This window comes from Ktedonobacter sp. SOSP1-52 (genome assembly GCF_016587395.1).
Genome location: NZ_BNJH01000002.1, coordinates 1,944,690 through 1,956,680 on the forward strand (window position 1 = coordinate 1,944,690; position 11,991 = coordinate 1,956,680).

The 11,991-nt window shown below is 55.8% G+C and carries 8 protein-coding genes; 5 read left to right on the forward strand and 3 right to left on the reverse strand.

Annotated features, from left to right (window positions below):
• Positions 1–87: 87 nt before the first annotated feature.
• Positions 88–1,593: an aldehyde dehydrogenase family protein gene (locus tag JMJ16_RS23850; protein WP_201385542.1), complete on the reverse strand. Its 1,506-nt coding sequence runs from the start codon at positions 1,591–1,593 to the stop codon at positions 88–90.
• Between the two features lie 76 nt (positions 1,594–1,669).
• Complete coding sequence (locus JMJ16_RS23855) at positions 1,670–2,749, reverse strand: phosphotransferase family protein (RefSeq protein WP_201385543.1); 1,080 nt, start codon at positions 2,747–2,749, stop codon at positions 1,670–1,672.
• Positions 2,750–3,255: 506 nt separating this feature from the next.
• Here JMJ16_RS23855 and JMJ16_RS23860 point away from each other — a divergent pair.
• From JMJ16_RS23860 to JMJ16_RS23875, 4 genes are all read left to right on the forward strand, one after another.
• On the forward strand, positions 3,256–5,505 hold the full coding sequence (locus JMJ16_RS23860; protein ID WP_201385544.1) for a protease pro-enzyme activation domain-containing protein: 2,250 nt from the start codon (positions 3,256–3,258) through the stop codon (positions 5,503–5,505).
• Between the two features lie 220 nt (positions 5,506–5,725).
• Positions 5,726–6,844, forward strand: coding sequence for an NADH:flavin oxidoreductase/NADH oxidase (locus JMJ16_RS23865; RefSeq protein ID WP_201385545.1), 1,119 nt, complete (start codon positions 5,726–5,728; stop codon positions 6,842–6,844).
• Between the two features lie 123 nt (positions 6,845–6,967).
• On the forward strand, positions 6,968–7,795 hold the full coding sequence (locus tag JMJ16_RS23870; protein WP_305068163.1) for an aminoglycoside N(3)-acetyltransferase: 828 nt from the start codon (positions 6,968–6,970) through the stop codon (positions 7,793–7,795).
• 66 nt (positions 7,796–7,861) lie between these two features.
• Entirely contained in the window at positions 7,862–8,860 is a 999-nt protein-coding gene (locus JMJ16_RS23875) for a D-2-hydroxyacid dehydrogenase (protein ID WP_201385547.1), read from the forward strand.
• A 63-nt stretch (positions 8,861–8,923) separates the two neighbouring features.
• Here the strand turns inward: JMJ16_RS23875 and JMJ16_RS23880 are convergent, their stop codons facing one another.
• Positions 8,924–10,900: a hypothetical protein gene (locus JMJ16_RS23880; protein WP_201385548.1), complete on the reverse strand. Its 1,977-nt coding sequence runs from the start codon at positions 10,898–10,900 to the stop codon at positions 8,924–8,926.
• 427 nt (positions 10,901–11,327) lie between these two features.
• Between JMJ16_RS23880 and JMJ16_RS23885 the strand changes: the two genes are divergently transcribed.
• A complete protein-coding gene (locus tag JMJ16_RS23885; protein ID WP_201385549.1) occupies positions 11,328–11,930 on the forward strand; it encodes a sulfite oxidase-like oxidoreductase in 603 nt (200 codons plus the stop codon).
• Positions 11,931–11,991 lie beyond the last annotated feature (61 nt).

An 11,991-nucleotide genomic window follows, 5' to 3' on the forward strand; every position in this document is an offset into this window, starting at 1 on the left:
ACGCAGGCGCGTTCTATTTGTCAGGTAAACGATAGAGTAAGGGACCGGGGGATTGTTAAGAGGGCCTTACTCTATCGTAGCACCTTCTTAGCGCAGGCCCATCCAGACGGTTTTTGTTTGTGTATACGCGTCCAGGACCGCGTGCCCCATCTCTCGGCCATACCCACTTTGTTTATACCCTCCAAAGGGGGCTGCGGCATCGAACATATTATAAGTATTAACCCAGACCACACCCGCCTTCAGGGTCGATGCCATTTTGTGCGCGATCTTCACATCGTTTGTCCAGACGCCTGCCGCCAGACCATATATGGAGGCGTTGGCACGCGCCGCCACCTCTTCGACGTTCTCAAAGGGGAGCGCCACCACTACGGGACCAAAAATCTCTTCGCGCGCGATACGCATCTCGTCCTGCACACTATCAAAAACGGTTGGACGCATAAAGTAGCCCGCCAGGTCCTGTGTGGCTACGCGCTCGCCACCAGTCACGACGCTGGCCCCCTCGTGCTTGCCGCTCTCGACATAGCCCAACACGCGCTCCAACTGTTCCTGCGACACCAGCGGTCCCAGATCGCTTGCCGGATCGATGCCCGCGCCAATCTTCATTTTCTGCGCATACTCGGCCAGGCCACTTACCACCTGCTCATAGACCGATTGATGCACAAAGAGACGGCTGCCAGCGGTGCAGACCTGGCCCTGGTTAAAGAAGATAGCGTTCATCGCTCCCCGCACGGCATATTTGAGATCGGCATCGGGGAAGATAATGTTCGGCGACTTGCCTCCCAACTCCAGCGTGACCTTCTTCAGGTTGCCCGCGCTCGCCTGGACAATCTTACGGCCAACTTCGGTCGAACCTGTAAAGGCAATCTTATCGACATCGGGGTGCGCCGCCAGGGCCGCGCCAGCCGTTTCGCCAAAGCCGGGAACAATATTGACGACACCATCGGGGAAGCCAGCCTCACAGATAAGCTCGCCCAGGCGCAGGGCCGTGAGTGGTGTCTGTTCCGCTGGTTTGAGCACAACTGTGTTGCCACAGGCCAGGGCAGGCGCAAGCTTCCAGGAGGCCATCTGAAGGGGGAAGTTCCAGGGGATGATCTGTCCCACCACGCCCAGGGGTTCGCGCAAGGTATAGGTAAACATATTGGGGATGGAGACCGGGATGGTCTCGCCCTCCAGTTTGGAGGCCCAACCCGCGAAGTAGCGGAAGTGGTCGACTGTCAGGGGGACATCCCCACCCTTCGCGTATTTGATCGGCTTGCCGTTATCAAGCGTCTCCAACGCGGCGAACTCTTCGGCATGCGCCTCCAGCAGGTCGGCCAGCTTCCAGAGCAGGCGCCCCCGTTGCGAGGGCGTCATCTTCGGCCAGGGACCACTCTCGAAGGCTTTACGGGCCGCGGCGACCGCGCGATTGATGTCTTCGCTCTCCCCCTCGGCGACCTGCGCCAGTACCTCTGTCGTGGCTGGATTTATGGTGGCAAAGGTCTTGCCACTGGCCGACTCCACCCATTGTCCGCCAATGAGCATCTTCACTGGCTGCTGGCGCAGAAACGTACTCTGAAAATCATTCGGAACCGAATTTGCGGTGTTTGTCGTCATTAGTGTGAACCTCTCTGTTCCTAATGAATCATGATAAACATCCTATGTGAGACCGTGAACACGTGGCGATGAATCTCTAAGTCAGTTGCCCTTGTTGAGATACAGCGTAGGCGTGCTGAATAAGAGTATAAACACGCTTGCCAAATCCAGCGAAGCGCGCATCTTGCGTCTGGCCTCGCTTCCAGCGAACATAGATCTGTTGCAAGATAATGGCCAGCTTAAAGTAGGCGAATGTCATATAAAAATGCATATCACTGAGATCACGACCACTCTTGCGCGCGTAGAGCTCAAGAAACTCGTTGCGCTCATAGAAACCCGGCAGGACCGTCACTGTGGGAAGAATGCTGTGCAATTCGGGGGGATCGCTCGGACGCACCCAGTAGCTGAGCGAGATAGCCAGGTCGAAGAGAGGGTCGCCCAGCGTCGCCATCTCCCAGTCCAGAACCGCCACCGGGCGCGCCGGATCATCCTCGGCGAACAGCATGTTATTCAACTTGAAGTCATTATGAATCAAGCTGGCAGTGGAACTGGTTGGGATGTGCGTACTGAGCCAGCGCAACAATGGCTCAACCTCGGGGATCTCATCGGTCTGCGCGCGTTGATAACGCTCGATCCAGCTCTTGACCTGCCGCTCTAGAAAACCTAGCGGATAGCCAAAGTGCTCCAGGCCCGCCTGCTGCCAATCGATAGCGTGGATATCCACCAGCGTCTCCACAACCGCCCGCGAGAGACGTCGTCCCAGTTCCTCTGTGCCCTCGATACCAGAAGGCAGGGCGCTATCCAGGACGATCCCTTGCCTGCGCTCCATAACATAGAAAGGCACACCCAGAATCGCCGGGTCGTCACAGAAGCAGTATGGTTCGGGAGCAAGAGGAAAGACAGGATGGATCTGGCGTAAGAGTCCAGACTCACGACCCATATCATGCGCTTTGGGTGGCACCGGTCCTAGAGGTGGGCGCCGCAAGACTCCCTCCCAGGTACCCACCTTCAGCAAGTACGTCAAATTGGAGGCCCCGGATGGAAACTGGCGTACCTCCAGTGATCCTTCAGACTGAGCGCGCACCTCGGCTATCTGCGCGCGTAAATAGTCTTCTACCACGTGAGGATCAAAGGCCTCGCCGCTGCGTACAGCAATCGTATCCTGGTCGATATTCACACACAAACCTCCCTGTAGCATTGCAATCTCAGCTTGCCTGTCCAAAGCCTCTTCGCTCCAGACAATCTATGCCATAGCATATCACACAAGCATGATGGCCTGGCCTATGCGCCTCCAATCGCCTCTTTTACATCACCTTCATTCTGTTCAGCAACGGACAGGCCAAATTCACACGTATAGGACCATTATCTTACATCTTCACCTGCCTCAGTAAAGATTTCTCAACCCTAAATGGTACTTTTCTATCTGTTTATTTAAAATGCATGGCATATCAGCATGTTTCACTATAAGCTTTGTCCTAAAGGCTGCTACACAAGTAGTACGCGGACAGCATTCAGCCACGACATGTTCTCGTGAACGCCTTTTTGCTTGCCATCTATTACTCCTTATGCGAAAACCAACCCCCATTCGGGGGCGCAGCGCCTGCTCTCGCGGCTAGCGCTCACGCGCTCAGGTTTTCGATGAGGCACTTGTAGAAAGCAAGGCATTGTATCAAAGGAGCTTACATGCAGGTTTCAAAACGTACATGGTCTCTCCCCCTGGCACTGCTCGCCCTGGTTCTCCTCATCGGGGCGATTGTAGTGGCCCAGGTGGAGGGGAACCATCTCGCGGCCTCGGCGAGTGGCCCCTACCAGGGGCGCCTGGCTGGTCAGCGCTACAAATTGCTGGGGCATATCGCACCAGCCATGAAGAGATATACCCCCATGCACGCCTCCAATGGGCAGCAAGAGATGCGCCTGGCGGTCTCGCTCAATTTGCGCAACCAGGCCCAGTTGGACGCCTTGCTCGCCGCGCAGAACAATCCCCAATCCGCGCTCTATCACCACTACCTGACCCCGCAGGATTTTATGCGTCGCTTCGCGCCAACGCAAGAGGACGTAGAGCGGGTCTCGACATATTTGCGCAGCAATGGATTGCAAATTGTCGATGTATCAACAAACAGGCAGATCATCAATGTACGTGGATCGATGGACCACGTAGAGAAGGCGTTCAGCGTCTCCATCTCGGATTACAATATCGATGACCGCGTCGCCTATGCACCTCTCAATGATCCCTCGGTGCCAGCAGACATGGCGGGTATGATCTCCAATGTGGCAGGGCTGGAGAGCGTGGCACGCTATCACCACCATGCCCAATTACAGCCCAATCCTAAGAAACCGCGCCAGGGTCCCCAGGGCGGCTTTACTCCGACTGACCTGCGCACTGCCTATGATGTGAACCCATTGCTCCAGGCAGGCAACAACGGGACCAATCAAACGGTCGCCCTCTTTGAGCTGGATGGGTACACTCCTACTGACGTTAATACATACCTACAGCAGTATAACCTCGGCGCACCTCGCTACTCCAATGTCCTGGTCGATGGCGCGACCAATACAGCGGGGCAGGGCGCAATCGAGGTTGAACTCGATATGGAGGTGGTCTCGGCCATCGCTCCTGGCGCCAACCAGAAAATCTACATCGGCCCTAATAGTAACGCTGGGGTCATCGATACTTATAATAAGATTGTTACCGATAATACCGCCAAAGTGGTCAGTATCAGTTGGGGCCTCTGTGAGACAAGCTCAGGCAATTCTATGCTTGACAGCTTGAGCAACATCTTTAAGCAGGGTGCGGCCCAGGGGCAGGCCTTTTTCGCGGCCTCGGGTGATTCGGGGGCCTATGATTGCAACGACAATCAACTGGCGGTGGACTCCCCGGCAAGCGATCCTAATGTCGTAGGCGTCGGTGGTACCGCCCTCCAGGTAGACACGAATGGGGCCTACCAGAGCGAGTCAGTCTGGAGCAATCCCAACGCTCAGGGACGTGGCCCGAAGGGTGTTGGTGGTGGTGGCGGCATCAGCAACCACTTTACTCGTCCCGCCTATCAGAATGGCGTACAGAAGAACGCCAATCGCACAGTTCCAGATGTCTCTGCCGATGCCGATCCCAATACTGGCTACTCCGTGTTTGTCACCGGGCAATGGGGAGTCGTTGGAGGCACCAGCGCGGCAGCTCCGCTCTGGGCTGGCATCGCCACGGACATCAACCAGTCTCTACAGGGACAGAATAAACCCACACTAGGCAGTGCCCACACCGCGCTCTATAGCCTCTTTACGGCGCAGCAGGCCCTGCCTCCCTACCATGACATCACAACTGGCAATAACCTACATTATCAAGCGACCCAGGGCTATGACCTTGCCAGCGGCATGGGAACGCCCGATGCCGGAAATATCGCCCAGGACCTGGCCAATGGCAACACTGGCGGCGGGGGAGGGACTGGCGGTGGTGGTGGCACCGGCGGCACCACGACACCACTCCTGAATAACGGTGACTTTGAAAAGGGTCAGACCAGCTGGCAGGAGAGTTCCACGGGAGGCTTTCAGCTCATCGATAGTACACACGTGCATGGTGGGAGTGCCAGTGGCTACCTCTGCGGCTACAACAACTGTACCGACCAGCTTTCCCAGACCATCACGCTTCCAGGCAACGTCAAGAGTATGACGCTGAGCTTCTGGCTTAGTAGCGCCACGCGCGAGAGCGCAGGCTGCAATGATACACTGACCGCCCAGATCAGTGATGCCAGGGGACAGATCATTACTAAAGTCACCACCAGTTGTAGCGCCAACAGCGACTGGCAACAGATCAGCAAGGATGTCAGCAAGGCCCTGCTTCCCTTTAAGGGCCAGCAGGTGCAGGTCGTCTGGAAAAGCCAAGGCAACGCCAGCGCTCCGAGTGCCTTTTTCATCGACGATGCGGCCTTCACTGTCTCATCCTAGCATACACCCTTCCACCACTTCCTCCGTGGACTGAATGTGCCTTCCTGTACTACACGGAAGCCTCTTCCCTGATAGGGGAGAGGCTTCTTTTCATAGCCAGGGAATAACCATTGGCAACTTCTCTGTTTGTATTCATGAGTAATTTACTCTAAACAAACCATGCAAGCTCGTTTTCTCTACTCGCTTCACATAGATTCGTTGTCAAGGAGTTGTTGTATCTATGCATATAGCTGAAGAAGCTACGCTAACGCCTGGTCAAGAGAGCAGCATTCCCCCCCTTTTCCATCCCCTTCAGCTTCGTGGCATCACGCTGCGCAACCGTGTCATGGTCGCGCCTATGTGCCAGTACTCGGCTGAAGATGGCTTCGCCAATGACTGGCACCTCGTCAACCTGGGCAGCTTTGCCGTTGGTGGAGCCGCGCTGGTCATGACGGAGGCGGCCGCGGTCGAGGCGCGGGGACGTATCTCGCCCCAGGATCTGGGTATTTATCGCGACGAGCATATCGCGCCCCTGGCACGCATTACCCGCTTTATCAAAGAGCAGGGAGCCTCGCCGGCGATCCAGTTAGCTCACGCTGGGAGAAAAGCCTCGACATATAGGCCCTGGAGTGGAAGCGGGGAGCTGGCCTCAGAAGATGGCCGCTGGCAAACCATTGGTCCCAGCGAGGTGCGCTTCTCAGAGAACTATCCCCTCCCCCAGGAGCTGACACACGAAGAAATCCAGCAGGTCGTCACCAGCTTTAAGATCGCGGCCGAGCGGGCCTTAAAGGCGGGATTTGAGATCGTCGAGATCCACGGTGCTCATGGCTATCTTGCCCACGAGTTCCTCTCGCCTCTCTCCAATAAGCGCACAGATGAGTATGGTGGCTCGCTAGAGAACCGCATGCGCTTCCTACTGGAGGTCACTGATGCCATACGCCAGGTCTGGCCCGAGCACCTGCCCCTGCTCGTACGCCTCTCCGCCAGCGACTGGACCGAGAGTGGGCTCACCATTGAGGAGACGGTTGAGGTTTCCAGGGCGCTCAAAGCGCATGGTGTCGACTTAGTCGACGTCTCCTCTGGAGGCAATGCCCTAGCAAAAATTCCGCTCAAGCCAGGCTACCAGGTCCCCTTCGCCCAGCAGGTACGGCGCGAAGCTGGCGTTCCCACCGCCGCTGTTGGCTTAATTACAGAGCCTACACATGCCAATGAGATTGTAGCCAGCGGAGAGGCGGATGTGATTGCCCTGGCGCGTGAGTTGCTACGCGATCCCCACTGGCCACTGCGCGCCGCGCATGAGCTGGGCCATGATATCGCCTGGCCCCGCCAGTATGAGCGTGCCAAGCTCCCCCTCAAATAGCCTGTGGGTCATAGAAATGGATGATGAAGGCGATTGCAGGCCATAGCTTGCAATCGCCTTCATCATCCATTTCTATGTATAATACCAAGCAGAGAGACGCAACAATGCAAAGGATATTTTCTCGTGAGCGAACACACAATAGTTCAAGAGACACCCGAGCCACGCACGCGCCAAAGCCTGGCGCACGATCTGCGCCAGCTAGGTGTACAGCCAGGCATGACGCTTCTGGTCCATTCCTCCCTTAGCTCGCTTGGCTGGGTCTGTGGCGGGGCTGTGGCAGTCGTACAGGCCTTGATGGACGTCCTGACTAGCGAGGGCACACTGGTCATGCCTACCCAGAGTGGAGACCTCTCCGACCCGACCCACTGGCAACGCCCGCCCGTACCTCGCGAATGGTGGCCAATCATTCAGGAGACGATGCCTGCCTATGACCCACATCTTACCCCGACGCGCGGCATGGGCGCGATCGTAGAGGTCTTTCGCGCCCCCCCTGACACGCTGCGTAGCGCGCACCCCAATGTCTCCTTCGCGGCCTGGGGCAAGCACGCGGAACGTATCATCGCGCATCACAGCCTGAATTACGGCTTGGGCGAGGGCTCTCCGCTGGCTCGCATGTACGAGTTGGATAGCTCCATCCTACTCCTGGGTGTAGGCTATGATAGTTGCACAACGCTACACCTGGCCGAGTATCGCGCCCCCGGAGGGAGTGAGATCGAGCGGGCCGCGCCCATTATTGAAAATGGCCAGCGGATCTGGAAAACCTATCGAGATATTGATATCGACTCCGACATCTTTCCCGAACTGGGAGCGGATTTTGAGCTTTCAAGAGCCGCTATCATCGGTCAGGTTGGCTCGGCCACGTGCCGCCTCCTGCGCCAACGCCCTCTCGTTGATTTCGGCGTCGAATGGCTCACCCACCGGCGCCAGACAAACGTCTCTACCGCCGAATAACTCTAAAACATATGTAGATGTAGGGTCCATGCTGGCATGGACCCTAAAAATTAAGGATGGTATTATATGACAGCTTATCCCCCGATTGTTAGCCGCTTTGGCTTTAGTCAGGCCTCATTGGAGAAGTTACGCGCTGCGGCGCAGACCGATATTCACGTCATAGAGGATAGAGAAGAGTTTAACCGTAGCGTTAAAGAGGCCGAAATTATCTGCGGCTTCCTGCCAAAAAACTGGCGCGAGTTGGCTCCAAAGCTTCGCTGGCTCCAGTCGCCTGCCGCTGGCATCGATAGCCTGCGCGAGAACAGCATTCTCGCCCCTGACAGTGGCGTTATCGTCACCACTGGCTCGGGTATTCATGTCACGAACATCAGCGAGTATGTCTTTGGCAGCATGATCATGTTTAATCGAGCCTGGCCTCAACTGGTCGATATGCAGAGGCGGCATGCCTGGCCGCGCAATATAGAACAGTATTTTCCCGAGACCTACCAGGTGCCTTTCCGCGAGCGTGAACTCCATGGGCAGACGCTCGCCATCATCGGCATGGGCAATATTGGGCGTCGCATCGCCCAGGTGGCGCGCGCCTTTGGCATGCGTGTACTGGCAACCCGCCACTCGGCTAAAGATGGAGAGCAAGACCCCGATGTCGATCAGCTCTTCCCCCAGAGCCGCATGCTTGAGGTATTGCAGCAGAGTGACTATATCGTCATTGCCGTTCCCCTTACTCAGGGCACAGAGAAACTGATCGGCGAGCGCGAGCTACGCGCCATGCAGGCTCATGCCTACCTGGTCAACATCGCCCGTGGCAAAGTCATTGATGAGGAGGTCTTGCTGCGCGCGCTCCAGGAGGGCTGGATCGCTGGCGCGGGCCTGGATGTCACCGCCACGGAACCCCTGCCCGCCGAAAGCCTACTCTACGATCTCCCCAACGTGATTCTGACCCCGCATATCTCTGGCGCCACCGAGCATTACGAGGCTCGCCTGGCCGATCTCTTCGCCGACAATCTGCGTCGTTACCGCGCTGATCAGCCACTGCGCAATGTCTACGAGCATCAGCGAGGCTATTAGCGGCATAATGGGTCCCGGTAGCCTGTGGCTACCGGGACCCATTATGCTACCTGCCCGGTAGGCTTATTTCTTAGGTGACGTCGTTGATGTTGGGGTTAATACTGGCGTTGGGCTGGAAGTCGGAGTCGAGGCTGGCCCGCTCTGCCCCAGGTTAATGCTGGTATCGTCAAAGGTCTTGAAGTTTACTACCTGGTTATCTGTCTTCTCAAAAGTTCCAGTGACCGTGTCACCAGGTTGGACCAGTGGTAGCTTTGACGAAAGCGAGAGATTAGCGGTAAAGATATACGGCTGCCCCTCAAGCTGGATATAGTACACGGTATTACTTCCCTGCTGCACCGCTGAGGCGCGCAAGACCTTGCCCGTGACCGTCTGTGTTTGCCCTGTGGCAGGTACATTGCCTCCACCGCCAGACTGTGTCAGCCACTGCTGATAGTCCTGCAAAGCCTGCGAGAGCGAGGTATCAAACTGCACATTGCTCCCGTTCAGGTTCCTGGCATCAACGATACCTACCGCTTGAAAGATCGCGCCCGTGGTCTGTGATCCCACATTGCTATTACCACTATTCGAGGTATCACTGATGGAAGGGCCAGTATCCTGCACATAGATCGCGACCCAGGTGGGCCTGTCATAGATCTGGTATAGCTGCACGCTTGCCACGCTATAGTTGCGAATGTTGGAGCGCGTCGACTGGAAGGTCTTAATGACGTTATCACCGATGCCAACGCCCTGTAAGGGATAGAAGGTTGCCTGATTCTTATGCGTATCAAAGAGGAAGACACCCGTGCTCGAATTATCGCTACTTGAAGACGAGGTCATTGGCACAAGCCAGACGGGACTATCCACTCTATTGTAGAGTAACTCAGGATCGCCCGCGGTCACCTGCTGACCGGCACCCGATGGGTTAAACCAGGGCGCAGCATGATAGCGTCCCCACCAGGAGAGATACTGTTGTACAGTATCGGAGGGCATGACCCGGTCCACCCAGGCCGGAACCTTGTTGGGTGCATACTTCGTAATCACCCCGGTATGCGCATCCACCAGGAGCACCTCGGAGAGGACATCACCCACATAGCCACGAATAGGCTGCATCAACGAGACCGTCCAGTACGGGTGATAGTTATCGTCCAGCTCCAACGTCGGATCGACCAGCTTGCCATAAGTATAGCCATTCAAGTAGACATGGCGCAGGAGATCCTGGTTCAGCAACGCGCCAGGCAGGTAGGCCAGCGAGGTACCTGACTGGACCTGTTCGGTGTACAGCTTAGGTACAGCCTGGGGATTCTCGGCGTCCACGACAACAAAGCCGGGCGTCCGCGGATTCGAGAGATTTACAAAGATGTTATTGTAGCTCAACGGAGCCACGTAGTAGAGGTGACCCTTGATAGACTGAAGCGTATAGCTATCTGCATCAATGCCGTAAGCGGACCCCAGGTTCTGCCCATTCGAGCCCAGCACCTGCTGCCCTTTATAGGCCGCGACACTCTTGCTCGCCAGCACGATATGATTCTGATCGGTTGGCGGCAGCTTATCGCTGGTCTGTATCGTGACCTGGGGGATTGCCGCCAGGGCCTTCGTATTGACATCAAACCAGGTTGTAAAAATGGTGATGAGCGCGGGCGCGGCGATACCAATAACGCCAACCACCACCAGGCCTAGGATGCCCGCCGCGATGGTGCCACGCGAGACACCACGAGTCGCGGCCCGCCCAATAGAGGACTGCTGAAAATTGATGCGCACACCACCCGCAGCACTCGACGCGGCCTCCATCACCGGGGCAGCAAAAGTAAAGAGGTTACCCAGGCTACTCAAAAACAGGGGCCAGAGCACCCATTGCCAGCCCCAGAAGGGACCCGTCAAGGCTGGAAGCGAGAAGTACAGGATCAAGAGGCTCAACAGAAAGTTGAAGATAGTATACCCAATGAACCAGCGCGTAAACTTACCGCGCTCAAACTTCTCGCGCCGGCCAAACACCAGGCGCCCAAGCGTTAAAATCACCATCACGATGACCGTGCCAATGAGCGCCAGCAGGAAGATAACCATAATTAGTTCTCCTAATAAAGACGATATCTGCTAACGTAGCAAAAATCTCTCTCAAATCTCTCTCTATATACGTGCTATGCTATGTGTAAGGTGCAAATAGCTTCCACTATTTCAAACGAAGAATCAAGCCTTTGCCCCAACAGTTTTATGGTTGCTCAATAAATCTTGATACAAGCCTCTCTTTATAAGGTACTCTCAACGTCTGCGACGCCTTTTAAGGGTAAGGTGATGTTGGTGGCGAGATCTAGAGGAAATAATTGCTGTTATAAAAACGTTAAAAAAGGTGACCTGAATTGACAATGCGAGTTCGTCATTCTTAGACGACATAGAGAGAAGGAAACTTCGCAGATATTTTGTCTACATAGATTGTACAAGCCAGTCATCTTTCACGATGAAAGAAGCACAGCCCAGCAAGGAGTCGTTATCAATGAATCTCTTCGGTCGCAAAACAGTCACAGAGAAGCTCCCAGATGGCAAGGATCGCTTACCATCTGGTCAATATCTCACAAAAAAATGGCCCGTACTCAGCTATGAGCGTACGCCAGCGAGCTTGCCCCCGGACTGGCGCTTTAAGGTCACGGGCCTGGTCGAAGAGCCATTTGAGCTAACATGGGAGGAGTTTCTCCAGTTGCCGCGCACGACGCTGGCCGCTGATTTTCACTGCGTGACCACCTGGAGTCGCTATGACAATACCTGGGAGGGCGTACATATCCGCGAGATTCTGCAACGCGCCCGTCCACTCGCCAGCGCGCACTATGTGATGGCCCACTCCTGGACTGGATATACCACCAATATGCCGCTTGAAGCGCTCGATGATGACGATGTTCTTATCGCGCTCAAACATGATGGGAAAGATCTGGCTGGCGATCATGGTGGCCCTATACGCCTGATTGTTCCCAAGCTCTATGCCTACAAGAGCGCCAAGTGGCTGGATGGGCTGGAGTTTATGGAGCAGGACCGCCCTGGCTTCTGGGAGGTTCGTGGCTATCACAATCATGCCGATCCCTGGGAAGAGGAGCGCTACTGGTAACCAGTAGCAGATAAGAGAGAGCGCGAGAGGCGGCACAATTATCCTCTCCAACCTCCACTTT